This window comes from Homoserinimonas sedimenticola (genome assembly GCF_026094475.1).
Taxonomy (GTDB): Bacteria; Actinomycetota; Actinomycetes; order Actinomycetales; family Microbacteriaceae; genus Homoserinimonas; species Homoserinimonas sedimenticola.
In genome coordinates, this window is sequence record NZ_JAPELL010000002.1 from 169,100 (window position 1) to 195,863 (window position 26,764).

The following is a 26,764-nucleotide window of genomic DNA, read 5'->3' on the forward strand; positions in this document are numbered from 1 at the left end:
CGGTCCGCCCCGGCAGCGCATAGTCTGTCGGGGTGGTTCCATCGGCAGAGCACCCTTCAGCAGGGCATTCTTTAGCAGGGGTGCTCGAGCGTGCGCTCTTCGTGCACGCCCACCCCGACGACGAGACGATCTCGACGGGCGGCATGCTCGCCCTCCTCGCCGAGAGGGGGGCGGATGTCACGGTGCTGACCTGCACGCGCGGTGAGGCGGGTGAGGTCATCCCCGAGTCGCTCAGGCATCTCGAGGGCGATGGACCTGCCCTCGCCGCCCACCGCGAGGGTGAACTGCGTGCTGCGCTCGCCGCCCTCGGGGTCACGTCGCACCTCTACCTGGGCGAGGCTGGGGCGCGCGCGGAGGGGCAGGCGCCACGCCGCTACCTCGACTCGGGCATGGTCGAGGGGGAGGACGGTCGTCCCCGCCTGGGCGCCGATGTTTCCGCCGGCGCGCTGTGCCGTGCCCCGTTCGAGGAGGTCGTCGCCGATCTCGTCGCCGCGATCGTCTCCACCGGGGCCCGCGCCGTCGTGAGCTACGACGAGCAGGGCGGATACGGGCATCCGGATCACATGCTCGCCCACCGCGCATCGCGGGCCGCAGCAGGCATCGCGGGCGTGCCCTTCCATGTCATCATCGAGGACGAGGCGGTGCTCGCGAGGCTCGACCCCGCCGACACGCCAGAGGGTGCCCTGCTCATCGACGTGAGCCCCGCCTTGGAGCGCAAGGCGGCCGCCCTGCGTGCGCACAAGACGCAGGTGACGCTGATCGAGCGGCCGGGGCATCCGCTCGCCTTCGCGCTCTCGAATGAGCGTGAGCGGCCCGTCTTGCAGCGCGAGGGCCTCTACCTGCTGGACCGGGCCGAGCCGGACCCCTCGCCGGACTCGGGCGACCCGCGCCCCGAGACGCTCATGAGCCGGATCGCGACCATTCTCGTCTCGCTGCTCATCGGCGCCCTCGTCGGCGTCCTGCTCACGATCAACCACCAGCATCGCGTGGCGATCGCGGATGCCTCGGTGCCGGTTGGCCTCATCGGCGCGCTCCTCGTCGTCGCGGCCCTCCTCGTGGGGATGCGGCTCGTCTTCTCCAGCAGGCTCATCGCGTTCGCGACGGCGCTCGGCATCGTCGGAGCTTCAGCCATCCTCGCGCAGGAGGGTCCGGGCGGCTCCGTGCTCGTCCCTGCCAACCTCGAGGGAGTGCTGTGGGCCTACGGCCCGCTCGTGATCGCCCTGCTCGTGCTGGCGTGGCCCAGGTTGCCCGAGTCGCGCAAGGGTAGGATGGAGGTTCAGCCCAGACAGGAGGGACCGTCGCTGTGACGTATGTCATCGCTCTTCCGTGCGTCGACGTCAAGGATCGCGCGTGCGTCGACGAATGCCCCGTCGACTGCATCTACGAGGGCGAGCGGATGCTCTACATCCACCCCGACGAGTGCGTCGACTGCGGTGCCTGCGAGCCCGTGTGTCCCGTCGAGGCGATCTACTACGAGGATGACACTCCCGAGGTGTGGGCCGACTACTACAAGGCCAACGTCGAGTTCTTCGACGACATCGGCTCGCCCGGTGGCGCGGCCAAGGTTGGTGTCATCCACAAGGACCACCCGCTGGTCGCCGCCCTGCCCCCGCAGGCCTGACGCGCCCCCTCATCCCTGTGAAAACCACGGGGATATTTAGAGGAACAGTCCAAGCATCCGCTTTTTCCTTTGGCTGGTTCGACTGTGCCCCGTAGCGACCTCTAGGCTGTATGTCGTGAACGACGCTGCCAACATCAACGCCGACAAGGCCACGCTCCACTATCCCGGTGGCTCCGCCGAATTTCCGATCCTCCCGAGTGTCGAGGGTGCCGACAGCATCGATATCTCGACGCTGACCAAGCAGACGGGCTACACGACCCTCGATCAGGGCTTCGTCAACACGGCCTCGACAAAGAGCGCAATCACCTACATCGACGGCGATGCGGGCATCCTGCGCTACCGCGGCTACGCAATCGAGGATGTCGCGAAGAACTCGACCTACCTCGAGGTCGCCTGGCTGCTCATGTACGGCGACCTGCCGAGCGCCTCCGAGCTTGCCGAGTTCGAGGAGAAGGTGCGTCGCCACACGCTGCTCCACGAGGACCTCAAGCGCTTCTTCGATGCGCTCCCGCACCAGGCGCACCCCATGTCGGTGCTCTCCTCGGCGGTGTCGGCGCTCTCGACCTACTACGAGGACTCGCTTGATGTGCACGACCCCGAGCAGGTCGAGATCTCGACCATCCGCCTGCTCGCCAAGCTTCCGACGATCGCCGCCTACGCCCACAAGAAGAGCATCGGGCAGGCGTTCCTCTACCCCGACAACTCGCTGAGCTTCGTCGAGAACTTCCTCAAGATGAACTTCGGCAACATGGCGGAGCCCTACGAGGTCAACCCCGTGCTCGCGCGGGCGCTCGAGCGGCTGCTCATCCTGCACGAAGACCACGAGCAGAACGCCTCGACCTCGACGGTGCGCCTTGTCGGCTCCACAGAGGCGAACCTCTTCGCCTCCGTCTCGGCCGGCATCAACGCCCTCTACGGTCCGCTGCACGGTGGCGCCAACGAGGCCGTGCTCACGATGCTCACCCAGATCCGCGACTCGGGCCAGAGCGTGGAGAAGTTCGTCGAGCGGGTCAAGAACAAAGAAGACGGCATCCGTCTCATGGGTTTCGGCCACCGCGTCTACAAGAACTTCGACCCGCGTGCCCGTCTCGTCAAGGAGAGCGCCCACGAGGTGCTCGAGGCGCTCGGCATCAAGGACGAGCTGCTCGACATCGCGATGGAGCTCGAGGGTGTCGCCCTCGCGGACGACTACTTCATCGAGCGCAAGCTCTACCCCAACGTCGACTTCTACACGGGCGTCATCTACAAGGCGATGGGCTTCCCCACGCGCATGTTCACCGTGCTCTTCGCGATCGGCCGGCTGCCCGGTTGGATCGCGCACTGGCGCGAGGCGAACGACGACCCCAAGACCAAGATCGGTCGCCCGCAGCAGCTCTACATCGGCGAGCCCGCTCGCACGTGGCCGACTGAGCGCTAGACGCTCTGGCATGAGAAACGCCCCGGCACTCGCCGGGGCCCTTCTCGTTGCAGAAGCTCTCACACGCCGCCCGCATACTTCGTCCCGCGTTGCGGCACTGTCGCACCAACAGCGCGGTGTTTTCTGCTCAGCGCGGGGCTCTCGTCGCGCGCCCTGAGCAGAAAACACCGCGCTGTCGGGGCGGGGTGGTGCGACTCGCTACGCGTGCAGCGCCGCGTTGAGCTCGATGCCGCTGCCGGAGCGCGGGAGCACCTCGACGGCGCCCGTGAGGGAGTTGCGGCGGAAGAGGAGGTTCGGCACGCCGCTGACCTCGGACGCCTTCGCGGTACGCTGCTCGCCCGAGCCGTCAAGCACGACAACCTTCGTGCCCGCGGTCACGTAGAGGCCGGCTTCGACGACGCAGTCGTCGCCGATCGAGATGCCGATGCCCGAGTTGGCGCCGAGAAGTGCGCGCTCACCCACCGTGATCTTCTGCGTGCCGCCGCCGCTCAGGGTGCCCATGATGGATGCCCCGCCGCCGATGTCGGAGCCGTCGCCCACGATCACGCCCTGCGAGATGCGGCCCTCCACCATGGAGGCACCGAGCGTGCCGGCGTTGAAGTTGACGAAGCCCTCGTGCATGACGGTCGTGCCGGGGGAGAGGTGGGCGCCGAGCCGCACACGATCCGCATCCGCGATGCGCACGCCGCTGGGTGTGACGTAGTCGACGAGGCGCGGGAACTTGTCGATGCTGTGCGCGACGATGCCGTGGCGCTGCAGCTGGGGCCGCAGGCGGGTGAAGTCGTCGAGCTGCACAGGGCCCGCGTTGGTCCAGGCGACGTTCGGCAGCATGCCGAAGACGCCGTCGAGGTTGATGCTGTTCGGCCGCACGAGGAGGTGGCTCAGCAGGTGGAGGCGCAGGTAGGCGTCCGGGGTGGAGGCGGGCGCGGCATCCAGGTCGATCTCAACCGTGACGAACTCGAGGCGCACCCCTCGGCGCTCGTCGCTGCGGGCGAGCTCCTCGAACTCGGCGGGGGCGATGTGCGGGTCGATGTGGTCTGGGCGGGCGCCGAGTTCGGGGGAGGGGAACCAGGTGTCAAGCACCGTGCCGTCGTTCGAAACCGTGGCGAGGCCGTAGCCCCATGCTGCTGAAGTCATCCCCCCAGATTACTGGCGGTTAGGCTGGGGTCATGTCGATCAGCGTGCTGCCCGTGCCCCCTCTCGACCTCACCGAGAGCTCGATCGAGATCACGAGGCGGCTGTGCGACATGCCCTCCGTCTCGGGCGGCGAGGCCGCCGTCGCCGACGCGATCGAGGCGGCGCTCGCGGAGTGCGCGCACCTCGAGGTGCTGCGCGACGGTGATGCCGTGATCGCCCGCACTCACCTGGGTCGCGAGCGTCGTGTCGTGATCGCGGGCCACATCGACACCGTGCCCATCAACAACAACGTGCCCACTCGCTTCGAGACGATCGACGGCGTCGAATACCTGTGGGGCCGTGGCACGGTCGACATGAAGGCGGGCGTCGCGGTGCAACTGAAGCTCGCCGCCGAGCTTGCGGCTCCGCCCGTGGATGTCACGTGGATCTGGTACGACCACGAGGAGGTCTCCGACGAGCTGAACGGTCTGAACCGTCTCGCCCGCACCCGGCCTGACCTGCTGGCGGGCGACTTCGCGATCCTGGGCGAGCCCACCCGCTCGGAGGTCGAAGGCGGATGCAACGGCAACATGCGCGTCGAGGTTCGCACCTTCGGGCTCCGCGCGCACTCGGCGCGGGCCTGGGTGGGCGAGAACGCCATCCACGCCGCCGCGCCCATCCTCGACCGTCTTGTCTCGTACACGCCGCGTGAGGTCGAGGTCGATGGCCTCGTCTATCGCGAGAGCCTCAGTGCTGTGGGCATCACGGGCGGCATCGCGGGCAATGTCATCCCCGACGAGTGCATGGTGCACGTGAACTACCGCTTTGCCCCGAGCCGCTCCGGCGACGAGGCGGAGCAGCACCTTCGCGATCTCTTCCACGGTTTCGAGGTCACGGTCGTCGACCGGGCCGAGGGTGCCCGCCCCGGCCTCGATTCACCGCTCTCCCGCGAGTTCCTCGCTGCTGTGGGCGCGACGGCGCATCCGAAGTACGGCTGGACGGATGTCGCGCGCTTCTCCGCGCTCGGAGTGCCCGCCGTCAACTACGGCCCGGGCGACCCACTCAAGGCCCACGCGGATGACGAGCGTGTTCCGCTCGAGCAGATCACGTCGTGTGAGGCGGGCCTGCGCCGCTGGCTCTCGGGTAGCTGACGCCGCCATCAGGCGACTCACGAGGGGCCGCCTTTTCCGCATACGGCCCGAGTGCGGGATAATGGGGGAACATCCACGAAAGGGGACACTCGATGGCGGCCATGAAACCCAGGACCGGTGACGGACCGATGGAGGCTGTTAAGGAGGGTCGGCTCATCATCGTGCGGGTACCCCTTGAGGGTGGCGGCCGGCTCGTCGTCTCGGTGAACGACGAGGAGGCGAAGGAGCTTCACGACGCCCTCGCGGGTGTCGTCGCGGGCTAGCGCCGCGCCGGTCGTTCCTACTCCTGCGGTCGCTCGTCGTGCAGGCGGGTCAGCTGGAGCAGACCGTCGCCCGCGGGCGAGAGGGCGCTGAGCACGGCGGGCGAGTTCGCGGTCTCCTTGACGAGGGCGCGGAAGCTCGCGGTCGTGTCATCCCGCTTGGTCGGGTCGGCGACGCGGTCGCGCCAGAGCGCGTGCGGCACGAGCACGGTCCCGCCCGGTCGCACGAGGCGCAGGCCGTGTTCGACGTATTCGATGACGGATGTGGCATCCGCATCGACGAGCACGATGTCGTAGGACTGTTCGTTCATGCGGGGCAGCACGTCCCGTGCCCGGCCGGCGATGAGGCGCACGCGGTTGCCGGGGATGCCCGCCTCGGCGAAGGCCCTGCGCGCCTCCTGCTGGTGTTCCGCCTCGATGTCGATCGACGTGAGGGTCGCGTCGGGGGCGCCCCGCATGAGCCACAGTCCGCTGACGCCGAGGCCCGTTCCGATCTCGATCATGGTGGTCGCCCCGGATGCCGCGGCGATGAGTGCGATCTGGGAGCCGAGCGCCGGCGCGATGGGTTCGACGCCGAGTTCGAGCGAGTGCTGTCGCGCCCGCTGGATCTCGGGCGTCTCCTCGACGAGCTCGTCGACGAACCGCCAGTTGGAATCTTTGTCTGACACTGGTGCTCCCTGGCCCGGTTGCGAAAGGGGGGCCCGTACAAGGATACGGGCAGCCTTCGGCTGGGCAGGTTAGTCTGAACGGGTGTTGGGCCTGACCTTCGAGAAGCTGCTCCTGATCGGGCTGATCGCGGTGTTCGTGCTGGGCCCCGAGCGTCTTCCCGAGTACTCCGCCAAGTTGGCTCGGCTCGTGCGGTCCCTTCGCGACATGGCGAACGGAGCGAAGGACCGCCTGCGTGAGGAGATGGGGCCCGAATTCGACGAGGTCGACTGGCAGAAGCTCGATCCGCGCCGGTACGACCCGCGCCGCATCATCCGTGAGGCCCTCGTCGAGGATGAGCCTGCGGCTCCCGTCGTGAAGCCGCCCTCGCGCGCGCGGCCGGTCGAGTCGGCGGCGGCGCGCCGTGCCCGCCATGCGGAGTCGGGCGAGGCCGTGCCCTACGACAGCGAGGCCACCTAGAGCAGGCTGCGGCCCGCGAGGCCCCGGGGGCGGTGTGCGAGATGGTCGGCGAGCTGCGAGATGGCGGATGCCGCGGCATCCGTCGGCGTCGACAGCACGACCGGGCGGCCCTCGTCGCCGCCCTCTCGCAGGGGCACACTGAGGGGCACGCGCGCCAGCACGGGCACGTCGAGGCGTCGCGCGAGTTCGTCGCCGCCGCCCGCGCCGAAGAGTTCGAGCACGCTGCCGTCGGGCTGCACGAGCCCGGCCATGTTCTCGACCACGCCGACGACGGTCTGGCCGGTCTGGCGGGCGGCGATGCCGCTGCGCTCGGCGACCTCCGCCGCGGCCGCCTGCGGGGTCGTGACGACAAGGACTTCGGCGTGGGGGAGGAGCTGGCCGACCGAGATGGCGACGTCGCCCGTGCCGGGCGGCAGATCGAGCAGGAGCAGGTCGAGGTCGCCGAAGTAGACGTCGGTGAGGAACTGCTGCATCGTGCGGTGCAGCATGGGACCGCGCCAGGAGACTGCGACGTTGCCCGACTCCGAGGTGTCGACGAACATGCCGATCGAGATGACCTTCACCCCGTGGGCGACGGGCGGCAGGATCATCTCGCCGACGCGGGTGGGGCGTGCGTCGGCGATGCCGAGAATGGCGGGGATCGAGAAGCCGAAGACGTCAGCGTCGACGAGGCCCACCCGCAGGCCACGCTCGGCGAGGGCGACCGCGAGGTTCGCCGTCATGGTGGACTTGCCGACCCCGCCCTTGCCGCTCGTGACGGCGATCACCCGCGTGAGGCTCTCGCGGGTGAAAGGCATCCCGCGGCGCGCGCCGCGCAGGCGTTCCGTGAGGGCCGTGCGTTCCTGCGGCGTCATGACGGTGACCGTGAGGTCGAGGTCGTCGACGCCCTCGACCGTGGCGACCGCCTCGCGCACGTCACGTTCGATGCGATCGGCGGCGGGGCATCCGACGATCGTCAGCTTGATGGTGACGGATGCCCGGCTCCCGTCGACCTGCACGTCGCCGACCATGTCGAGCTCGGTGATGGGGCGACGGATCTCGGGGTCGATGACACGGGAGAGCGCGGCGCGGATGGCCGCCTCAGTCATTCGGCGCGTCGTCCCTCTCGCGCTCCTTCTCGCGGTCGAGTTCCTCGAGGATGGAGCGCAGCTCGGCGCGGATGAAGTCCTTCGTCGCGACATCCTTCATCGCGAGCCGCAGCGCCACGACCTCGCGGGCGAGGTACTCGGTGTCGTTGAGGTTGCGCTCGGCGCGCTGGCGGTCCTGCTCGATCTGCACGCGGTCGCGGTCGTCCTGGCGGTTCTGCGCGAGCAGGATCATGGGGGCCGTGTAGCTGGCCTGCAGGGAGAGGATGAGCGTGAGAAGCGGGTACTTCTGGTCTTCGGGGTCAAACTGCCCAGCGGGTGGCGCGACCGTGTTGTAGATCAACCAACCGGCACAGAAGATCGTCATGCCGACGAGGAACCAGGGTGTTCCCATCGCCCGGGCGAATGCCTCGGAGAAGCGCCCCATGCGGTCGCGGCCACGCAGGCGCGGCATCAGGTTGGGGCGGAGGTCCTTCGGCTCCTGGAGGGCGCCGTCATCGTGCCTGGCCATTGCGGCGCCTCCTTCCTGGCGGTGCGGCTACGGGCGGGGTGATGACGGGTTGCGGGCGGGTGTCGAGGGACGGCACCGTCATACGGTCGTCCTCGTCGTGACTTCGCCAGTCGTCGGGCAGCAGGTAGTCGAGCACGTCGTCGATCGTGACAATGCCGACCAGGCGGTGGGCATCGTCGACGATCGGCACCGACACGAGGTCGTAGCTGGCGAGGATGCGGGCGACCTCGGCCGCCGTCGCGTCAACGTGCACGGGCTCGAGCTTCTGGTCGATGAGGGTGCCGAGCCGTTCGCCGGGCGGGTAGCGCAGCATCCGCTGGAAGTGCACCATGCCGAGGAAGCGGCCCGTGGGGGTCTCGTAGGGCGGCAGCGTCACGCAGACGGCAGCGCCCAGGGCGGGCGCAAGCTCGTGACGGCGGATGAGGGCGAGGCCCTCCGCGACGGTCGCCTCGGAGGAGAGGATGATGGGGTCGGTCGTCATGAGACCACCGGCCGTGTCGGGCTCGTAGGAGAGCAGCATGCGCACGTCTTCGGCGCCCTCGGGCTGCATGAGGTCGAGGAGCACCTCGCTGCGCTCCTCGCTCAGCTGCGCGATGAGGTCGGCGGCGTCATCCGGCTGCATCTGGTCGAGCACGTCGGCCGCGCGACGGTCCTCGAGCTTGTCGAGGATCTCGACCTGGCGCTCCTCGGGCATCTCCTCGAGCACGTCGGCGAGTCGGTCGTCGCTCAGTTCGCCCGCGACCTCGAGCATCCGCTGCTCCGGGAGGTCGAGGAGGGCGTTCGCGAGGTCGGCCGGCAGCATGTCCTCATAAGCGGCGAGGAGCTGGGTGGCGGACTGCGCCTCGCCCGTGCTCGTGCGCTCCCGCACCTCCGGCCAGGTCGCGAAGACGGTGGCGCCCTTGGCGAAGGGGGAGGAGCTCGTCTTGGGCTTGCGCAGGAAGAGCTCGCTCACCTGCCACTCGCCCGGGCCGGTCTCCTCGATCGCGACATCCTCGATCGTCGCGGTGCCGCGGCCGTTGACGAGAGTCACGCGGCGGCCGAGCATCTCGGCGATGACACGCACCTCGCCGCCGCGCTGCTCGAAGCGGCGCAGGTTGATGAGGCCTGTCGTGATGATCTGCCCCGAGCCGATGCTCGTGATGCGCCCGATCGAGAGGAAGACGCGGCGGCGCCCCGGCACCTCGACGATGAAGCCGACGACGCGCGGCGACTGCGTTGCGCGGTAGACGACGAGTACGTCGCGGACCTTGCCCACCCGATCGCCCGCGGGGTCGAAGACGGAGCACCCGGCCAGGCGCGCGACGAATACTCGTGTGGGGCTCACGGCTTAACCCTAGCCGCCGCATGGAAGAATGAGCCTGTGACCAACCCCTCCCCGTTTTCGCGTCGCGGCCTTGCGGCTCCGAGCATCCCGCGCGGTGACATCCTCGGCACCTACGAGACGTATCCGGAGGCCCAGTCGGTCGTGGACCGCCTGGCGAAGCGGGAGTTCCCTGTGAGCCAGCTCGCGATTGTCGGCAATGACCTCAAGACGGTCGAGCGCGTCACGGGCAAGCTCACCTACGGCCGGGCGGCGGGTGCCGGGGCGGCGAGCGGAGCGTGGTTCGGCCTCTTCTTCGGCCTCATCCTCTTCCTCTTCTCCGACAACCCGGGAGCGATCGCCTTCGTGGGGGCGGCCCTGCTGATCGGCGCCGGCTTCGGCATGATCTTCGGAATCGTCTCCTACGCCATGAACCGCCGTCGCCGCGACTTCACCTCGACGCACCAGGTCATCGCCGCGAGCTATCAGATCGTCGTCGATCCCTCGCTTGCGCTGCGGGCGCAGGAGCTGTTGGAGCAGCCCGACCCCGAGGAGTAAGGCCGCCGCTGGTAGGCGCCGCTCAGCCGGCGTTGCGCATCCATGCCTCGACGTCGTCGGCCGTGCGCGGGATGCCCACGCTGAGGTTCTCGGCGCCGCCAGCCGTCACGAGGATGTCGTCCTCGATGCGCACGCCGATGCCGCGGTACTCCTCTGGCACGCTCAGGTCGTCGGGCTGGAAGTAGAGGCCGGGCTCGATCGTGAAGACCATGCCCTCCTCGAGCCTCCCGTCAAGGTAGAGCTCACGCCGAGCCTTCGCGCAGTCGTGCACGTCCATGCCGAGATGATGGCTCGTGCCGTGCACCATGTAGCGCCGGTGGTACTGCTTGTCGGCCTCGAGCGACTCCTCTGCGCTGACCGGCAGGAGCCCCCACTCAGCCGTCCGTTCCGCAATGACGCGCATGGCCTCGGCGTGGATCTCGCGGAAGCGGATGCCCGGCCGCACGATCGCGAATGCCGCGTCCGCAGCATCCAGCACGGCCTCGTAGACGCGGCGCTGCACGGGCGTGAACGTGCCGCTGACGGGCAGTGTGCGCGTGATGTCGGCCGTGTAGTAGCTCTCGAGTTCGATTCCCGCATCGAGGAGGATGAGGTCGCCCTCGCGCACGGCGCCATCGTTGCGGGTCCAGTGGAGGATGCACGCGTGCGGTCCGCTAGCCGCGATCGTGTCGTAGCCCACCGTGTTGCCGTCGGCACGGGCCCGGCGGTTGAAAGTGCCCTCGACGAGGCGCTCGCCGCGCGGGTGAGCGACGATGGCGGGGCGGTCGGCGATGACGTCGTCGAAACCGCGCGCCGTGGCATCCACCGCGAGTCGCATCTGCTGGATCTCCCACTCGTCCTTGACGAGCCGCAGCTCGGAGAGGTCGCGCGCGAGGGCATCGTCGGCCTCGCGGACCGGGTCGTCGCCCGTCGCAGGGGATGCGGAGCGACGGCGGCGCTCGTCGAGCGCGCGAGTGGTGTCAGGATCCGCGTCGCGCACCACGACCGTGTCTGTGTCGCAGCTTGCGAGCACCTCCTGGAAGGCGGAGAGGTGTTCGGTCGCGAGGCCAAGGTCGCTCTCGACCTGCGCAAGGGAGGGACGCGGGCCGATCCAGAACTCCCCGATCTCGGGATTGGCGTAGAACTCGTCGGAGTCTCGCCCTGCGCGCTCGCGGAAGTAGAGGGTGGCCTCGTGCCCTTCGCCGGTGGGCTCGAGCACGAGCACGGCACCGGGCTCGCTGTCGGCGCCCCAGCCGGTGAGGTGCGCGAAGGCGGAGTGGGCGCGGTAGGGGTAGTCGGTGTCGTTGGAACGCACCTTGGCGGCGCCCGCCGGCACAATGAGGCGCTTACCCGGGTACTGCGCCGAGATCCTGGCGCGACGGGTGGCGGCAAACGCGGCGGATTCGCGCGGCGCGGGCAGGGTCTCTTCGCGATCCGCCCAGTTCGACGAGATGTAGTCAGCGAAGGTCGACGACGACGGGGTCGTCGAGCGGTTCGAGGTGGCACGAGGGGCATCCGCCTCGGGCTTGGCGCCACGATTGGCGAGGTCGTCGTCCGCGGCATCCCTTTCGACGATGGTGGAACTCGTCTCGGTGCTCGCCAGCTCGGTGCTCGTCAGTTTGGTGCTCGTCAACTCGGGGTGTGCCTGCGAATCCATGCCCGCATTCTCGCACCCCTCGACCCGAGGACCGCTGGGAGACGAGGGCTCAGGCGACAGCGCGGAAGGTCGAGCGTGCGCGAGCCGGGCGACGGTGGGAGTTCGCCGGGATGAGGGAGACGAAGAGCGAGGAGACGGGGGCGAGCGAGAGCCCCAGGTGGTCCTCGGACTCGACCGGCGCGGGCGCGAAGGCCGGTGAAGGGGCCTCAACCGCTGGTGCGGCGGTCGGGAACGCTGAGGGGCGATTGCTGTGCATGATTCTCCTCGATCGTCTCTGCCCTTTGATGAGAACGTTCTCTCTACGTAGAACGCACTCTCTATATGAGTACAGAACGATCGTTCTTGCAAGTCCCAGGATGAAAAAACTCTGGGAACCAGCGTGATGAGCGGCGGATCAGCCGAGCGCGCGCTCCAGCACGGCGACGATCGGGCGGTGATCGCTGCCCACGTCATCCCGATCGCCGATGACCCGCACACCATCCACCCGCCACTCGTCGGTCGCGAGCACATGGTCGATGGGGGCGCCGAGGATGCCGGGTACCAGGGTGGGCCAGGTGCCGACAGCGCCCGCGCCGGCGGCGGCCGCGGCATCCGTGCACTCCCCGAGCCGTGCCGTCGAGGTCAGCCTGTCCTCCTCGCGCGAGGTGGACTCCCAAGACCCGAGGCCTGAGAAGTGGTCGATCGTCGCGTTGAAGTCGCCCGCCATGATGATGTCGTCGCCCGAGCAGAGTTCCGCGAGCAGCTCGAGGTCGCTGCGCCAGTTCTCCATCTGCCCCGTGACGGGGGCGACCGCGTGCACCGCGATGAGGGTGGGCCCCTCGCCGTCGACCGGGGTCGCGACCAGGGTCGGAAGCACGGAGGTCGTGCGTTCATCGGCATCGAAGCGGTACTCGCCCAGGTCCACGCTGACGAGCATCGAGGTGGAGCGGGCAGGAGAGACCAGATCGTACGACGAGGTCAACACCCACATGGGGTGCCCCGCCTCGCGCATGAGCACGGCTGCGTCGATCGCATCCTCCTGCCGAGTCTCGGGGAGCACGACGACGTCGGCGGCGACGTCGAGGGCGACATCCGCAACATCCGCCGGCTCTGTTGCGGGACCCAGCGTGTTCCAGGCGAGCACAGTGAGGGCGCCCTCCGAGCGCTCCGTGAGGGCGATGGAGTCCCCCGGCCCTACGCCCCGGGAGGCGAGCACCAGGCCGCTGACAAGCACGAAAGCCACCAGAAGCACGGCGAGGGAGGCGCCCATGGGGCGGAAGCGCCGCCAGAGCAGGGCCAGCACGAGCAGAGCCACGATGAGCGCGAGGGCGACGGCGATCGCAGCCCCGCGCAGCGACACGACGTGGGCGATGCCCGTCGTGCGCTGCAGCCCGAACAACTGAGGCCACGCAGCCGCGAGAAGAAGAGCCGCTGAACCCACGATGAGGAGCGCGGCGAACAGGCGACGGATCATGGCCATGCCACTGTACTGGGACGACGGCAATAGAGTTGCCGCATGACCCGTGTCATCGACCTGCACACTCACAGCAGCGTCTCGGACGGCACCGACACTCCCTCCCTTCTGGTCGCCGCAGCCCTCGAGGCGCGCATCGACGTGATCGCCCTCACCGACCATGACTCGACCGCGGGATGGGAGGAGGCGCGGACGGCTGCCGCAGGCAGCTCGCTCACGGTCATCCCCGGCATGGAGTTCAGCACGCGCCTCGGCTGGCAGTCGGTGCACGTGCTCGCCTACCTCTTCGACCCGACGGATGCCGAACTCATCGCCGAGACGGCACGCATCCGGTCATCCCGGCTCACCCGTGCCGAGGGCATCGTGCACCGCCTCGCGGTCGACTACAGCCTCACGTGGGACGACGTGCTCGCCCACACGCAGGAGGGGGCGACGGTCGGCCGGCCGCACATCGCCGACGCGCTCGTCGCGAGGGGGCACGCGACGACGCGCAGCGAGGCATTCGAGGCGATCCTGCACCCGCGCCATGGTTACACGATCCCGCACTACGCTCCCGACCCCGAAGAGGCCATCCGGCTCGTGCGCGCGGCGGGCGGCGTGCCCGTGCTCGCCCACCCCGCTACGGCGGGCCGTGAGGCCGTCTTCGACGACGCGACCCTCAAGCGGCTCGTCGACGCCGGTCTCTTCGGCCTCGAGGTGGGACACCGGGAGAACACGGAGAAGGGCAAACGGATGCTGCGCTCCTTCGCCGAACGTCACGACCTCGTCATGACCGGCTCAAGCGACTACCACGGTCTCGGCAAGCCCAACCGTCTCGGCGAGAACACGACGGACGAGGCCGCGCTCGAAAGGATCGTCGCGGAGGGCCGAGGTTCCGACCCCTTCGCCCCCTGACTGACGGGCGCAGCCCGGGAGGCTGGTCGCCAGCTGGCTACGCGCTGGGCGGAGTGTTGCCCGTGCTGGGCCGGCGGGTGCGGCGGCGCCGCCGACGCGGCTCGGCACCGTCGTGCGTTCCCGCGCCCTCCTGCTTCGGGCCCTGCTGGCCACGCTGCCCGGACTGCTGGGCGTTCCCTTCGGTGTTGCCACCACCCGAGCGGGTGCGGCGACGCCGACGGGTGTCCTCGCCCGAGCGCTCGCCGCCACCGGAGCGCTCGCGATGCGGCGTCGCCGTCGCGGAGCGGGGCTCGCGGCCGCGCGGGGCGCTGGCGCTTGCGAGACGTCCCTTCGTGCCCTCGGGGATGTTGAGATCGGTGTACAGGTGTGGGGAGGAGGAGTAGGTCTCCTGGGGCTCCTGGATACCCATGTCGAGCGCGCGGTTGATGAGCGCCCACTTGTGCAGGTCGTCCCAGTCGACGAAGGTCACGGCGATGCCCGTCTTGCCGGCGCGGCCCGTGCGGCCCGCCCGGTGCAGGTAGGTGTCGTGGTCGTCGGGCACGGTGTGGTTGATGACGTGGGTCACGTCGTTGACGTCGATGCCGCGAGCCGCGACATCCGTGGCGATCAGGATCTCCTTCTTGCCCGACTTGAATGCCGCCATGGCACGCTCGCGCTGCTCCTGATTGAGGTCGCCGTGCACGGCCGCCGCGTTGAAGCCGCGGTCGCCGAGTTCCTCGACGAGCTTGGCGGCGGCCCGCTTGGTGCGCGTGAAGATGACGGTCTTGCCGCGACCCTCGGCCTGCAGGATGCGCGCGATCACCTCGTCCTTGTCGAGCGAGTGCGCCCGGTAGACGACATGCTTGATGTTGGCCTGCGTGAGGCCCTCGTCGGGGTCCGTCGCGCGGATGTGGATGGGCTTGTTCATGAAGCGACGCGCGAGCGCCACGATGGGGCCCGGCATGGTCGCCGAGAAGAGCATGGTGTGGCGCGTGGGGCTCGTCTGAGCAAAGAGCTTCTCGATGTCGGCGAGGAAGCCGAGGTCGAGCATCTTGTCGGCCTCATCGAGCACCATGACCTTGACGTCCTTGAGCGACAGCAACCGCTGGCTCGCGAGGTCGAGCAGGCGGCCGGGCGTGCCGACGACGACCTGAGCGCCCGCCTTGAGCTGCTCGACCTGGCCCTCGTAGGCCTTGCCGCCGTAGATCGCGGCGACCTGTGTGGAGCGATTGGATGCCGCGAGCGTGAGGTCCTCGGCGACCTGCACGCACAGCTCGCGGGTGGGGACGACGACGAGCGCCTTGACGCCCGGCTCGGGGTCGGTGCCGAGCGCCTGCAGCACCGGCAGGCCGAAGCCGAAGGTCTTGCCCGTGCCGGTCTTGGCCTGCCCGATGATGTCCTGCCGATTGAGGCCCATCGGGATGGTCTGAACCTGGATGGGGAAGGGGGAGGTGATGCCCTTCGACGCGAGCGCGTCGACCATGTCCTGTTCGATGCCGAGGTCGGCGAAGCTTTGCTCGACGACCGGTTCCGGTGTTGCCTCGATATCGATCGAATCGACGGCGGGGGAGGTGTTTTCTGAAGTCACGATGAGTGTGCCCTGTTCCAAGCGTGTGTACGCCCGCTCTGGCCTGGGGCGTAGAAGCCTCCACCAGACGCGGGAGGCATTACCTGCCAGTTTAGGGGATGCCTCCTGTTAAGCCCCTCCCCGCTAGTCTTGACACGTGATGTCCCTCTTCGGCCGACGGCCCCGACCGGTGCACGTGCCCAAGCTCAAGCCGCGCAGACCGTCTGCGGATCAGGCCGTCAATCGGGTCAGCCTCGCGGAACTCACGCCCGACCTCCCGCGTTATCTCGGCCAGGCTGCTTACCTGCAGCTCTCCAACGTCGAGACCATCTCGGGGGCGATCGCGTCATCGCCGACCACACGGGACAAGGTCGCCCTGACACGCGTCGCCAAGGTCTCGCTCGGCAAGCTTCAGGGCCTCCTCGATGAGATCGAGCGCGGGGGTGACACGCCGGAGGAGCTCATGGAGTACTTCGCGGCACCCATCGATGCCTTCCGTGCCGCCACGCGCGGTGCCGACTGGTACGAGACGGTCGTGACGAGCTACATCACGGCGAGCATGCTGACCGACTTCTTCATCTCGCTCGCCGACGGCCTGCCCGCAGCGCCGCGGGAGCGCATCCAGGCGGTGCTCTCCGACGACCCGAGCCCCATCATCGTCAAGCAGTTGAGCGCCGCGATCGAGGCGGAGCCGGTCCTCGCGTCGCGGCTCGCGCTGTGGGGCCGCCGTCTCGTGGGCGACACGCTGCTTGTCGCCCGCTCCTCGCTCTCCGTTCCCGGCCGCGTAGCCCCCGACGAGGCACGCCTCGAACCGGTCTTCACGGAGCTCATCGCGGCCCACACACGGCGGATGGATGCGCTCGGGCTCACTGCATAACCTGCGGCAGCGGGGGCAGACTGGGGGTATGACGATACCCAGCCTCACCCTCAACGACGGCCGCAGCATCCCCTCTCTCGGCTTGGGGACCTACAAGCTCGACGGTGTCGACGGCACCTCAGCCATGACCGCCGCGATCGACTCCGGCTACCGGCTGCTCGACACGGCCCTCAACTATGGCAACGAGCGGGAGGTGGGCGACGCCGTGCGGGCGGCCGCCGACCTTCCGGAGCCCGTCACTCGAGAGGAGCTCGTCGTCACCTCGAAGCTCCCCGGCCGCCACCACGGCTACGACGAGGCCATCGCAAGCCTCGAGGAGTCTCTCGGCAACCTGCGCCTCGACTATGTGGACCTCTACCTCATCCACTGGCCCCTGCCGAAGGTGGATCGCTACGTCGACGCCTGGCGTGGCCTCATCGAGCTGCGCGACCGTGGCCTCGCTCGCTCCATCGGCGTCAGCAACTTCACTCCCGCCCACCTGACCCGTCTCATCGAGGAGACGGGCGTGACCCCCGCCGTCAACCAGGTGGAGCTGCACCCGCGCTTTCCGCAGACCGAGCTGCGGGAGTTCCACGCCAAGCACAGCATCGTGACCGAGAGCTGGAGCCCGCTCGGCTCACGCCACGCCGACTTCACCGACGAGCCGGTCATCCGGGACGTGGCATCCGAACTGGGCGTCACGCCGACGCAGGTCGTGCTGCGTTGGCACGTGCAGGTGGGGGCGATCCCGCTGCCCAAGTCGGGCGACCGCGACCGTCAGCGCGAGAACCTCGACGTCTTCGGCTTCGAACTCACGCGGGAGCACCTCGACGCGATCGCGACTCTCGAGTCGGGTCGACTCTGGGGCGGCGACCCCGAGACGCACGAGGAGTTCTAGAGCGCGGGCGAGCTCCCAGCCGGTGTCGAGCAGGATAGGCGGATGCTGCTGCGCCACCCCGTCCTGAGCATCGCGACACTCGGCTACCTCGCCGTCGTCGCCTGGGTCACGCTCGGCCCGCAGCCGCTCGACGACGAGGGCCGCGGCATCCTCATGCGGATCATCCGTCGCCTGCAGGGCTACGACGCGACCGACTGGATCACCTACAGCGGGGTCGAGTTCACCGCGAATGTGCTCATGTTCGTGCCGATCGGCGTGTTCTTCGTGCTGCTGCTCGGTCGGCGCGGCTGGTGGGCCGCGATACTGCTCGGCGTGGGCCTGACGGTGGGCATCGAGACGACTCAGCTCTTCCTGCACGATCGAGTGCCCGACGTGCGCGACCTCGCGTCGAACTCGATCGGCACGGTCATCGGCGTGCTCGCCGCGCTCCTCGTGACGTGGCCGAAGGCCCGCCGGCTCGCGCGCGGTCGCTCTCGAGGGGCATCCGCCGTCAGGACGTGAGCACGGGCTCCCGCGCCTCCAGCACGGAGGTGATGCTCGTGAGGGTCGCGAAGCCCTCGCGCAGGAGCGCGGCGTCCGTGCCTGCGTCCTGATCGGCCGGGGTGTCGGAGACCTCGAGTCGCACGTCCTCGTCGCCACCGACCGCGGTGAGCGTCTGCACGATGCCGAAGGCGGCCAGCGGGCCTTCCCGCAACTCAGTCGCGGTCGAGACGTTGGGCACGTTGAGATTGAAGACCGTGCCGGGCGGATGCTCAAGCAGCATGGGCACGAGCCGGGCGACATGAGGCGCGGCCGCGTCCCACAGGCACGACTCCGGATCCATACCCACGTCGAGCGAGACCGCGAGGCCGCGCGCCCCGTTGACGCCCGCCGTGAGGGCCGCGCCGACCGTCCCCGAGTGCAGGATCGCGTGCCCCACGTTGGCGCCGCGGTTCACCCCGGAGAAGACGATGTCGGGCACGAAGCCGAAAGCGCCGTGAGCGGCGATCAGCGAGATGAGGGCGGGCGCGGCATCCACCGCGAAGACGGGCACGTCGAAGCCCTCGAGCTCGCGCCGGGCGAAGGGAACCCGGCCGTCGGGGCCCGCGCCGAGGATCGAGGCGCTGCTGCCGCTCGACTGGGAGGAGGGCCCCGCGATCGCGACCTCGAGACCCGCGTCGATCGCCATCTGGGCGAGCCGGTGCAGGCCCGGCGAGTCGATACCGTCGTCGTTGGTGATGAGCGCCTTCGTCATGCCTCGTCCTCCTTCTCCACGGTTGCTCCGGCCAGCTGCTCGGGGCTCACGCGCGCCGCGGCTTCCTGTTTCTCTTTCGTCTCTGACATGACACGAGCGAGGGCTCGCAGCTTTTCGATCGCCTCGGCGTCGCCCGTCCCGAGCCCGTGCCGGGTGACGTTGAGCGCCCCCGCGGCCGCGCCCAGGGTGATGGCGTCGATCATCTGCTCCCCGCGGGCGATCGCGGCGGTCACCCCCGCTGTCAGCGAGTCGCCCGCACCGCGCGTGTCCGCCGTCTCGAACTCGGGCATCTGCACGCGGTGGAGCCTCCCGTCGTGCAGCAGGAGGATCGGCTCCGGCGAACGCGACACGATCACGGTGCGCGCCCCCTCGCGCGCCAGCTGCCGCATGGCGGCCACGATGCTCGTCTCGTCGTCCTTGTCGGCTCGGCCGTCGTCGGCCAGTTCCTCGTCGCTGACCTTCGCCAGGTCGACGCCGCCCTCCAGGGCGGCCTTGAGGCGCTCACCGGCGAGGTCGACGATCACGACGCGTCCGGCCGCCTTCAGGTCGGCCGCGAGCCGCCGATACACCTCGTGGGGAAGTACCTCCTCGCCGGCCGGACCGCTCAGGATGACCGCGTCCGCGCTGACCGCCTCCCGCAGGGCCACGTTGTAGAGCTCGTCGAGGTCGTGCCGTTCGAGGCTCGAGCCGGCGAGTTCCACGATGGCCACGCGCTCGCCTCCGCGCCGATCGTGCACGTAGCCGCCGCCGCTGCCCTCCGCATCGATCGACGCGACGGCGAAGCCCTCCTCCTCGAGGAGGGCCCGCAGCACCCCGCCGCTCTCGCCGATGAGCGCACAGCACAGCGTCACCTCGATGCCCATGCGCCGCAGCATCCGCGCCTGCCAGACACCCTGGCCCCCCGCGTGCAGGTGGAGTTCGTCGTCGCCACCGTGCTCCTCGATCGTCACGGTGAGCAGCGGCGAGGGGGCAAAGATCACCACGCGTGCCATGCGCGCGACGGTAGGTCCGCATTCTTGAAGGCCGCTGGATGCTGCGGCGCCGCGCCTGTGCTGGGTTCAGCCCTTGGCGAGCGAGGCGAAGAGCCGCTCGTCTGCCGCACTCCGGCGCGACGGCAGCGCGAGCCCGACAGCGGTCGCCACGAGGGGCGAGGCAAGCAGGGAGACGACCCAGATCCAGCCGCCGTCGAAGGGCCAGCCGAGCCACGTGAGGGCGCTCCAGACCACGGCGGTGACGGCCGTGCCGATCGCGGCGAGCAGGGCGGAGCCTCGAAGATCGCGGTGGGGAAGGAGGAAGTGCACCGCGAGGGCGAGGAAGAGTCCGCCGATGACGGCGAACAGCATCTCCATGCTCACGCGACGAAGCCCACCCGGCGCGGTGTCTCGGCACCGATCTCCACGTAGCCGAGCGAGGCGACGGGGATCACGTAGAGGTTGTCCTTGTCGTCCTTGAGGGTGAAGTGCTTGGCGTCGGAGTCGAGGGCCTGCGCCACGATCGCTTGGATGTCCGCGGCCGACTGGCTCGACTCGAAGGTGATCTCGCGGGCGCTGTTGGTGATGCCGATTCGAATGTCCACGTGCCCAGATTACGACATAAGGAGACACGCACCGGGTGCGTTCGTCGAGGGCGCAACGTTCCGGCGAGCGGAGGCGATCGGATGTCGGTGGCCGCCGATAGCGTGGAGCCATGCGAGATGAGGGGGAGCGGATGCTGCAGGCGCCGGGGGCTGTCGCCCTCGACCCTGCGCAGCGGGCCGTGCTCGATCTGCCGGTGGGAGCATCCGCCGCCGTGATCGGCGCCCCCGGCACGGGCAAGACGACGACGCTCGTGGAGCTCGTCGCCGACCGCATCCTCCGTCTCGGCTGGGCGAGTGATGAGGTGCTCGTGCTCACCTCGAGCCGAGTGTCGGCTACTCGGCTGCGAGACCGGCTGGCGCTGCGGCTGGGTCGGCCCACGACGGGCCCGCTCGCCCGCACCGTCAACTCCCTCGCCTTCGACATCGTGGGAGCCGCTGCCCGCGTCGACGACCGCCCTCAACCGACCCTCGTGACGGGCGGCGAGCAGGACTCCGACATCGCGGGTCTCCTCGAGGGGCACCTCGAAGACGGCACCGGCCCTGCCTGGCCCGAGCATCTCTCGGGGGAGGTTCGCCGCGCGCGAGGCTTCCGCACGGAGCTTCGCGACCTGCTCATGCGCGCCACCGAATACGGAATCGCCCCCGAGCGTCTTCGCTCCCTCGGCAAGGAGCATGGTCGAGAGGAATGGGTCGCCGCCGCCGATTTCATCGCCGAGTACCGCGATGTGCTCGGCCTGCAGCGACCGCACCAGCTCGACTCGACCGAACTCGTGGAGCAGGCCGTGCTCGAGCTGCGCCGCGGTCGGCCGGGCGACATCGCGGCACCCTTGCGACTCGTGATCGTCGACGATGCGCAGGAGGCGACGCGCTCGACCCTCGCGCTCTTGGCGGCGCTGGCCGAGCGCGGCACGGCGGTCGTCGCCTTCGGCAACCCCGACACGGCGGCCAATGCGTTCCGCGGCGGTGAGGTGGATGCGCTCGGTCGGCTCTCGCAGGTGCTGGGGGTCGAGACGACTCGGGTCGAGCTGCGCACGATACACCGGCACGGTGCCCTGCTCTCGGGCCTTGTGGCATCCGTTGCCGCGAACATCGGGACAGCCGGGTCGACCGGCCAACGTGGGGCGACGAGCACGGTCGACGCGGCAGGGGAGGTCACGGTCGTGGCGGCGCCGAGCCCCTCACGCGAACGTTCCGCTGTCGCCCGGCGGCTGCGCGAGCGGCATCTCGTCGACGGCGTTGCATGGGGCGAGATGGCCGTCGTCGCGCGCAGCGGCGCGCAAGTGCCGGCACTCGCCCGTGCCCTCGCGCTCGCCGAGGTGCCGACCCGCACGACTCTCGCGGCGCGTCCGCTGCGAGAGGATGGCGCCGCCCGCAGTCTGCTTGCGCTCGTGGATGTCGGCATGGGGCGCTCGCCGCTGACGGCAGAGGCGGCCACCGAGCTGCTGCTGGGGCCCTTCGGCGGACTCGACCGCCTCGACCTGCGCCGACTCCGCCTCGCCCTACGGGCCGAGGAGCTCGCGGGCGGCGGCGAGCGCGGTGCCGACGCCCTTATCGTCGAGGCCCTTGAGGCGCCCGGGCGTCTCGTGACGATCGACCACCGTTCCGGCCGACGGGCCGAACGCCTCGCTGGCACCCTCGCCGCGATCGCCGACGCGCACCGCGGCGACGCGACGATCGAGGAGCTGCTCTGGCTTGCATGGGAACGTAGCGGCCTGCACCGCACCTGGTATCAGGAGGCGATTGGCAGCGGCATCGCTGCTGCAGAGGCCAACCGCAACCTCGACGGCATCGTGGCGCTCTTCTCCGCCGCCAAGCGCTTCGTCGAGCGTGAGCCGGGCGCTCCCGCCCGCGTCTTCCTCGACGACGTGCTCGACGCCGACGTGCCGGAAGACACGCTCTCGCCCCAGTCGCGCGGCGACGCCGTGCTCGTGACGACACCCTCGGGTGTCGTCGGCCTCGAGTTCGACACGGTCGCGGTCGCGGGCGTGCAGGAGGGGGTGTGGCCCAACCTGCGGATCCGCGGCACGCTGCTCGGCGCGCAGGACCTCGTGCGTGCCGTGACGGGCGAGGATGCGCACCTTGACGAGCGCCGAGTCGTGCGCGATGACGAGCTGCGGATGTTCGCGCTCGCCGTCTCCCGGGCCCGGAACGAGGTCATCGTGAGTGCGACGGCGAATGACGACGAGGCGCCGAGCGTGCTCTTCTCCCTCCTGCCGGAGGGAGCGCGGCACCTCGACGCCACATCGCCCGTGCCGCTCTCGCTGCGCGGAGTCACGGGGCGCCTACGGCACGAGCTCACGCGGCACGACAGCCCGGCGCCGGCTCGGGATGCCGCGGCTGCAGCGCTCGCCCACCTCGCGGAAGAGGGCGTGCCGGGTGCTGATCCCACACAGTGGCAGGGGCTTGTTGACCTCTCGACGACCGAGCCGCTCTACTCCGACGATGAACAGGTGCCCGTGTCGCCCTCCCGCATGAGCGCCTTCGAGGAGTCCCCCCTCGACTGGTTCATCGACTCCATCTGCGGCTCCGCCCCGAGCGCCGCCATGAGCATCGGCACGATCGTCCACTGGGCCATGGAGACAAGCGAGGACGAGAGCGTGGACGGCATATGGCAGGCAATCGAGTCGCGCTGGGGCGAGCTCGTCTTCGAAGCACCGTGGCTCGCCGAGAAGGAACGCGCTGCGACCCGGCTGCTCGCGGCGGCCGTCGCAGAGTACCTGGGCGACTTCAGCCGCGACGGCAAGAAGCTCGTGGGCGCCGAGAGCCGCTTCGAGCTCGACGTCGATCGCGCCCGCGTCCGCGGCTCAATCGACCGCGTCGAGATCGACGCCGACGGGGGAGTTGTCATCGTCGACCTCAAGACGGGCAGGCCCGAGACGAAGCAGACCGTCATCGACGAGCATCCGCAGCTCGCGGCCTACCAACTGGCCTACGCCGAGGGGTTGCTCGACGACGCACTCAGCATGCACGGGGAGCACCGCGCGGGCGGCGCCAAGCTGCTCTACGTCAAGGAGGGCGTGCGCGGCAAGGCCTACCGCGAGGGCGTGCAGGCGCCGCTCACGCCCGAACAACTGAACGAGTTCCGGGGGCGCATCGCCCTCGCGGCGCGCGGCATGGCCGCGGCGGAGTTCAGCGGCTCGCGCGAGATCGACGATCGGCGCCCCGGTTCCGCAGCACGGCGCCTCCATCGCGTAAGGGCGGTGACGCATGACTGACGTACTCTTCGAGCTCGGCGATGGCCAGCGCTCCCTGCTGGGCGGCGTCAGCGCCGACGACATCGCGGATGCCCTCGACCAGCACCGGCCAACCCCGCAGCAGCGCGCCGTCATCGAGTCGGCGCTGGAACCGGCCCTCGTCGTCGCCGGAGCGGGCAGTGGCAAGACCGAGACGATGGCGGCCCGCGTGCTGTGGCTCGTCGCCAACGGTCACGTCGCCCCCAGCGAGGTCCTCGGGCTCACCTTCACCCGCAAGGCGGCGGGGGAACTCGCGGAGCGCATCCGCCAGCGCCTCGACGCCCTCGCACGGGCTGGCCTCGTGCCGGGGGAACCCGACCCCTTCGAGGTGCCCACCGTCGCGACCTACAACTCCTTCGCCAACACGATCTACCGCGACAACGCGCTGCTGCTCGGGCGCGAGCCCGACGGTGATGTGCTGGGCGAGGCATCCGCCTGGCAACTCGCGCGGCGGATCGTGACCTCGAGCAGCGACGAGAGGCTTGGAGGGCTCGGCAAGAGCGTCGACACTGTGACGAAGGCCGTGCTCGATGTGAGCCGCGGTCTCGCCGAGAACACGGCCGACGCAGCGGCGGTCGCCCGCATGGCCGAGGAGTTCGCCACGCTGGAAGATCTGCCGCTCGGTGGGCGCGGCGAGTATCGCGACGTGCTCACGCAGCTCCGCGCGGTCGGCGCACTGCCCGTGCTGGTGGAACTCGCGCGCGAGTTCGAGCGTGCCAAGGCCGAGCGCGGCTTCGTCGAATACTCCGACCAGGTCGCCCTCGCCCTGACCCTCGTGCGTCGCGCGCCGCGTATCCGTGACGAACTGCGCGGGCGCTTCAAGGTCGTGCTGCTCGACGAATACCAGGACACGAGCGTCGTGCAGACCTGGCTGCTCTCAGAACTCTTCGCTGAGCATCCGGTCATGGCCGTCGGCGACCCCCACCAGTCCATCTACGGATGGCGCGGCGCCAGTTCCGCCAATTTGGAGGACTTCTCGCGGCAGTTCGGCGGGGAACGGGCGGCCGAGGTTGCGCAGTTCTCGCTCAGCACGAGCTGGCGCAATGGCACGCGCATCCTCGACGCTGCCAATGCGATCGTCGAGCCGCTCACTGCCGCCACCCGGGTGCGCGTGGAACGCCTTGCCGCCTCACCCGTCGCCTCGCACCACTCCGTCGAGACCGCCTTCGAGGAGGACCTCGCAGGTGAGGCGGCGACCGTCGCGAAGTGGCTCGCGCAGCGCCTCGCGGAGCCCGTGCCAGGAAGCGACGGCCCGCGCCAGGCGACCGCCGCCATGCTGTTCCGCACACGCCGCACCCAGCGGGCCTTCATTGAAGCTCTTCGCGCTGAGGGAGTCCCCTTCCACGTCCTCGGAGTGGGTGGGCTCATGGAAGAACCTGAGATCGCCGACCTCGTGAGCGCCCTCACGGTGCTAACGGATCCGACCGCGGGGTCTGAACTCGTGCGCCTCCTCGCGGGGCCACGCTGGCGCATCGGAGCACGCGACCTGCACGGACTGCGAGGCGTCGCATCCGCGCTCAGCCGGCGGGACTTCGCTCAGCGTCGACTCGACGACGCGATAGTGGAACGGATGCGCGATTCCGTCGCGGAGGACGAATCAGCCTCACTCGTCGACGCCCTCGACTTCATCGCGAGTGCCAAGCCGGGCCATTCGCTCATCACGGGCATCAGCGAGACGGGACTCGAACGGATGCGCGACGCGGGCGCTGTGCTCGCGCGGTTGCGCTCGCGCTCGGGGCTCGACCTGCTCGACTTCGTGACGATGTGCGAGCAGGAGCTCATGATTGACATCGAGGTCGCCGCCAACCCGGACCGCGTGCTCGGACGCGCGCCCCTCGACGCCTTCTTCGACGCGCTTTCGAGCTACCTCGCCGTCGACGACGCGCCGACCCTCAGAAGCTTCCTCGCGTGGCTGCGGGAGGCGGAGTGGCGGGACAACCTTGCGCCCCGCCCAGAGGAGCCCGAGCCCGGCGTCGTGCAACTCATGACGATCCACGGCTCCAAGGGGCTCGAACGTGACATCATCGTGGTGCCCCGCATGGTCGAGGGCGAGCTGCCCGGCGCCCCCGTCGAGGGCACGGGCGCCTGGCTGGGCTTCGGCCGCCTGCCGTGGGAGTTCCGAGGCGACGCCGCCGAGCTGCCCGAGCTCGACTGGCGTGGTGCCGAGACGCGCAAGGACCTCGCGCAGGCGGTCAAAGAGTTCAAGACCGCGGTGTCAGAGCATCAAGAGCGCGAGGAACGCCGACTTGCCTACGTCGCCGTGACGCGCGCCCGCCACCGCCTACTGCTGACGGGGTCCTTCTGGTCGGGACAGGTGCGGGCGCGCCGGCCGAGCCCATACCTGCTCACCCTTGCAGACCGCGGCATTGTCGCGGCCCCTCCCGAAGGGCCGCAGCACGAGACGGACCCGGGGACGACGGATGACCTGACCTTCGTCTGGCCGGAGGATCCCCTCGGGCGCCGCCGCGCCGTCGTCGAGGATGCGGCGGCATGCGTGCATGCGGCGGTAGCAGCCCGAGCATCCGGCTTCACCCTGAGTGAGGGCCGTTGGGAGAGGGATGTGCACCTCCTGCTGAAGGAGCGTTCCGCACGTCTCGCCGGCCCCGCCCCGACGGAGCCACCCGCTCGTGTGCCCGCCTCCCGCTTCAAGGATTATGTGACCGACCCGGAGGCGGTCGCGGCTGAGTTGCGGCGACCCATGCCCGAGCGGCCCTACCGCGCCACGCGCCTCGGCACCCTCTTCCACGAGTGGGTCGAGCATCGCTACGGGGTGCACGGCTCTCTCGAGGAGATCGACGCCTTCGATCACGAGGCAGACACGGGAGACCGGCTCGAGACGGATGCCGCCCTCACACAGGAGCAGCGGCTGCAGGAGTTGCGCCGCACCTTCGAGCGCTCGCCCTGGGCGACGCTGCGGCCCGTCGAGGTCGAACGCGAGATTCACCTGCCACTGGCGGACCGCATCGTCATCTGCAAGATCGACGCCGTCTACCCGGCACCGCCCGGGCCGGACGGCGAGGAGCGTTTCGAGGTCGTCGACTGGAAGACCGGCAAGGCGCCCCGCGATGCGAAAGATCTCGAAGACAAGCAGCTGCAGCTCGCCCTCTACCGCCGGGCTTATGCGGAGTGGAAGGGCATCGACCCCGCCCGCATCGACGCCGTCTTCTACTACGTCGCCGACGACGCCATCATCCGGCCGCAGCGCCTCTTCGAACGTGAGGAACTCGAGCGGCTCTGGTTCGCGTCCAGACCCGCTGGCTGAGCGCCGGTCGGGCGAGCGCCTGCAGGAGCGGG

The 26,764-nt window shown here is 69.6% G+C and carries 26 protein-coding genes; 13 read left to right on the forward strand and 13 right to left on the reverse strand.

Annotated features, from left to right (window positions below; translation table 11 throughout):
* Positions 1-32: 32 nt before the first annotated feature.
* The 3 genes from OH146_RS14035 to OH146_RS12020 all read left to right on the forward strand — a co-directional run bounded on the left by OH146_RS14035 (position 33) and on the right by OH146_RS12020 (position 3,038).
* Positions 33-1,307 carry a PIG-L family deacetylase gene (locus tag OH146_RS14035; protein WP_265161114.1) on the forward strand — a complete coding sequence of 425 codons (1,275 nt, stop codon included), beginning with the start codon at positions 33-35 and terminating at the stop codon, positions 1,305-1,307.
* On the forward strand, positions 1,304-1,621 hold the full coding sequence (fdxA, locus tag OH146_RS12015; protein ID WP_265161116.1) for a ferredoxin: 318 nt from the start codon (positions 1,304-1,306) through the stop codon (positions 1,619-1,621). The genes OH146_RS14035 and fdxA overlap by 4 nt, the downstream gene beginning before the upstream one ends.
* A 115-nt stretch (positions 1,622-1,736) precedes the next feature.
* Positions 1,737-3,038: a citrate synthase gene (locus tag OH146_RS12020; RefSeq protein ID WP_265161118.1), complete on the forward strand. Its 1,302-nt coding sequence runs from the start codon at positions 1,737-1,739 to the stop codon at positions 3,036-3,038.
* Positions 3,039-3,236: 198 nt separating this feature from the next.
* Here OH146_RS12020 and dapD read toward each other — a convergent pair whose 3' ends face one another.
* Positions 3,237-4,175, reverse strand: a complete 939-nt coding sequence (gene dapD / locus OH146_RS12025) for a 2,3,4,5-tetrahydropyridine-2,6-dicarboxylate N-succinyltransferase (protein WP_265161119.1) — start codon at positions 4,173-4,175, stop codon at positions 3,237-3,239.
* Positions 4,176-4,207: 32 nt separating this feature from the next.
* Between dapD and dapE the strand changes: the two genes are divergently transcribed.
* Both dapE and OH146_RS12035 read left to right on the forward strand, forming a co-directional pair.
* Complete coding sequence (gene dapE, locus OH146_RS12030; RefSeq protein ID WP_265161121.1) at positions 4,208-5,305, forward strand: succinyl-diaminopimelate desuccinylase; 1,098 nt, start codon at positions 4,208-4,210, stop codon at positions 5,303-5,305.
* Positions 5,306-5,397: 92 nt separating this feature from the next.
* On the forward strand, positions 5,398-5,568 hold the full coding sequence (locus OH146_RS12035) for a DUF3117 domain-containing protein (RefSeq protein ID WP_265161123.1): 171 nt from the start codon (positions 5,398-5,400) through the stop codon (positions 5,566-5,568).
* Positions 5,569-5,585: 17 nt separating this feature from the next.
* Here the strand turns inward: OH146_RS12035 and OH146_RS12040 are convergent, their stop codons facing one another.
* Positions 5,586-6,233 carry an O-methyltransferase gene (locus tag OH146_RS12040; protein ID WP_265161125.1) on the reverse strand — a complete coding sequence of 216 codons (648 nt, stop codon included), beginning with the start codon at positions 6,231-6,233 and terminating at the stop codon, positions 5,586-5,588.
* Positions 6,234-6,315: 82 nt separating this feature from the next.
* Between OH146_RS12040 and OH146_RS12045 the strand changes: the two genes are divergently transcribed.
* Positions 6,316-6,690 carry a twin-arginine translocase TatA/TatE family subunit gene (locus OH146_RS12045; protein WP_265161127.1) on the forward strand — a complete coding sequence of 125 codons (375 nt, stop codon included), beginning with the start codon at positions 6,316-6,318 and terminating at the stop codon, positions 6,688-6,690.
* Here OH146_RS12045 and OH146_RS12050 read toward each other — a convergent pair.
* Genes OH146_RS12050 through OH146_RS12060 form a run of 3 tightly spaced genes read right to left on the reverse strand, consistent with a single transcriptional unit; the run spans position 6,687 to position 9,610 of the window.
* On the reverse strand, positions 6,687-7,778 hold the full coding sequence (locus OH146_RS12050) for an Mrp/NBP35 family ATP-binding protein (protein ID WP_265161129.1): 1,092 nt from the start codon (positions 7,776-7,778) through the stop codon (positions 6,687-6,689). The genes OH146_RS12045 and OH146_RS12050 overlap by 4 nt on opposite strands.
* Positions 7,771-8,286, reverse strand: a complete 516-nt coding sequence (locus tag OH146_RS12055; protein ID WP_372508503.1) for a DUF1003 domain-containing protein — start codon at positions 8,284-8,286, stop codon at positions 7,771-7,773. The genes OH146_RS12050 and OH146_RS12055 overlap by 8 nt, the downstream gene beginning before the upstream one ends.
* Entirely contained in the window at positions 8,270-9,610 is a 1,341-nt protein-coding gene (locus tag OH146_RS12060; RefSeq protein ID WP_265161130.1) for a magnesium transporter MgtE N-terminal domain-containing protein, read from the reverse strand. Before OH146_RS12060 ends, OH146_RS12055 begins: the two co-directional genes overlap by 17 nt.
* A gap of 36 nt (positions 9,611-9,646) precedes the next feature.
* On the opposite strand from OH146_RS12060, the gene OH146_RS12065 reads away from it, so the two are divergent.
* The gene (locus OH146_RS12065) at positions 9,647-10,144 is read left to right on the forward strand and encodes a YflT domain-containing protein (RefSeq protein WP_265161132.1); all 498 of its coding nucleotides are present in this window, start codon (positions 9,647-9,649) and stop codon (positions 10,142-10,144) included.
* 22 nt (positions 10,145-10,166) lie between these two features.
* Here the strand turns inward: OH146_RS12065 and OH146_RS12070 are convergent, their stop codons facing one another.
* From OH146_RS12070 to OH146_RS12080, 3 genes are all read right to left on the reverse strand, one after another.
* Positions 10,167-11,780: an aminopeptidase P family protein gene (locus tag OH146_RS12070; protein WP_265161134.1), complete on the reverse strand. Its 1,614-nt coding sequence runs from the start codon at positions 11,778-11,780 to the stop codon at positions 10,167-10,169.
* Positions 11,781-11,829: 49 nt separating this feature from the next.
* Complete coding sequence (locus OH146_RS12075) at positions 11,830-12,036, reverse strand: hypothetical protein (RefSeq protein WP_265161136.1); 207 nt, start codon at positions 12,034-12,036, stop codon at positions 11,830-11,832.
* Positions 12,037-12,174: 138 nt separating this feature from the next.
* Complete coding sequence (locus OH146_RS12080; protein ID WP_265161138.1) at positions 12,175-13,233, reverse strand: endonuclease/exonuclease/phosphatase family protein; 1,059 nt, start codon at positions 13,231-13,233, stop codon at positions 12,175-12,177.
* A 42-nt stretch (positions 13,234-13,275) separates the two neighbouring features.
* Between OH146_RS12080 and OH146_RS12085 the strand changes: the two genes are divergently transcribed.
* Positions 13,276-14,127: a PHP domain-containing protein gene (locus tag OH146_RS12085; RefSeq protein ID WP_265161140.1), complete on the forward strand. Its 852-nt coding sequence runs from the start codon at positions 13,276-13,278 to the stop codon at positions 14,125-14,127.
* Positions 14,128-14,164: 37 nt separating this feature from the next.
* Here the strand turns inward: OH146_RS12085 and OH146_RS12090 are convergent, their stop codons facing one another.
* Positions 14,165-15,589, reverse strand: coding sequence for a DEAD/DEAH box helicase (locus OH146_RS12090; RefSeq protein WP_265161680.1), 1,425 nt, complete (start codon positions 15,587-15,589; stop codon positions 14,165-14,167).
* Between the two features lie 244 nt (positions 15,590-15,833).
* On the opposite strand from OH146_RS12090, the gene OH146_RS12095 reads away from it, so the two are divergent.
* From OH146_RS12095 to OH146_RS12105, 3 genes are read left to right on the forward strand one after another with little or no spacing between them, the layout of a single operon-like run.
* Positions 15,834-16,550, forward strand: a complete 717-nt coding sequence (locus OH146_RS12095; protein ID WP_265161682.1) for a ferritin-like domain-containing protein — start codon at positions 15,834-15,836, stop codon at positions 16,548-16,550.
* Between the two features lie 28 nt (positions 16,551-16,578).
* Positions 16,579-17,427 carry an aldo/keto reductase gene (locus OH146_RS12100; RefSeq protein ID WP_265161142.1) on the forward strand — a complete coding sequence of 283 codons (849 nt, stop codon included), beginning with the start codon at positions 16,579-16,581 and terminating at the stop codon, positions 17,425-17,427.
* Between the two features lie 42 nt (positions 17,428-17,469).
* On the forward strand, positions 17,470-17,928 hold the full coding sequence (locus tag OH146_RS12105; protein WP_265161144.1) for a VanZ family protein: 459 nt from the start codon (positions 17,470-17,472) through the stop codon (positions 17,926-17,928).
* On the opposite strand, the gene surE is transcribed toward OH146_RS12105, so the two are convergent.
* The 4 genes from surE to OH146_RS12125 all read right to left on the reverse strand — a co-directional run bounded on the left by surE (position 17,918) and on the right by OH146_RS12125 (position 20,237).
* On the reverse strand, positions 17,918-18,661 hold the full coding sequence (gene surE, locus OH146_RS12110) for a 5'/3'-nucleotidase SurE (RefSeq protein WP_265161145.1): 744 nt from the start codon (positions 18,659-18,661) through the stop codon (positions 17,918-17,920). The genes OH146_RS12105 and surE overlap by 11 nt on opposite strands.
* The gene (locus OH146_RS12115) at positions 18,658-19,653 is read right to left on the reverse strand and encodes a 1-phosphofructokinase family hexose kinase (protein WP_265161147.1); all 996 of its coding nucleotides are present in this window, start codon (positions 19,651-19,653) and stop codon (positions 18,658-18,660) included. Before OH146_RS12115 ends, surE begins: the two co-directional genes overlap by 4 nt.
* Before the next feature lie 66 nt (positions 19,654-19,719).
* Positions 19,720-20,016: a hypothetical protein gene (locus OH146_RS12120; protein ID WP_265161149.1), complete on the reverse strand. Its 297-nt coding sequence runs from the start codon at positions 20,014-20,016 to the stop codon at positions 19,720-19,722.
* Complete coding sequence (locus tag OH146_RS12125; protein ID WP_265161151.1) at positions 20,013-20,237, reverse strand: DUF3107 domain-containing protein; 225 nt, start codon at positions 20,235-20,237, stop codon at positions 20,013-20,015. The genes OH146_RS12120 and OH146_RS12125 overlap by 4 nt, the downstream gene beginning before the upstream one ends.
* 110 nt (positions 20,238-20,347) lie before the next feature.
* On the opposite strand from OH146_RS12125, the gene OH146_RS12130 reads away from it, so the two are divergent.
* Both OH146_RS12130 and OH146_RS12135 read left to right on the forward strand, forming a co-directional pair.
* The gene (locus tag OH146_RS12130) at positions 20,348-23,452 is read left to right on the forward strand and encodes a UrvD/REP family ATP-dependent DNA helicase (RefSeq protein ID WP_265161153.1); all 3,105 of its coding nucleotides are present in this window, start codon (positions 20,348-20,350) and stop codon (positions 23,450-23,452) included.
* On the forward strand, positions 23,445-26,732 hold the full coding sequence (locus OH146_RS12135; protein ID WP_265161155.1) for an ATP-dependent helicase: 3,288 nt from the start codon (positions 23,445-23,447) through the stop codon (positions 26,730-26,732). The genes OH146_RS12130 and OH146_RS12135 overlap by 8 nt, the downstream gene beginning before the upstream one ends.
* Positions 26,733-26,764 lie beyond the last annotated feature (32 nt).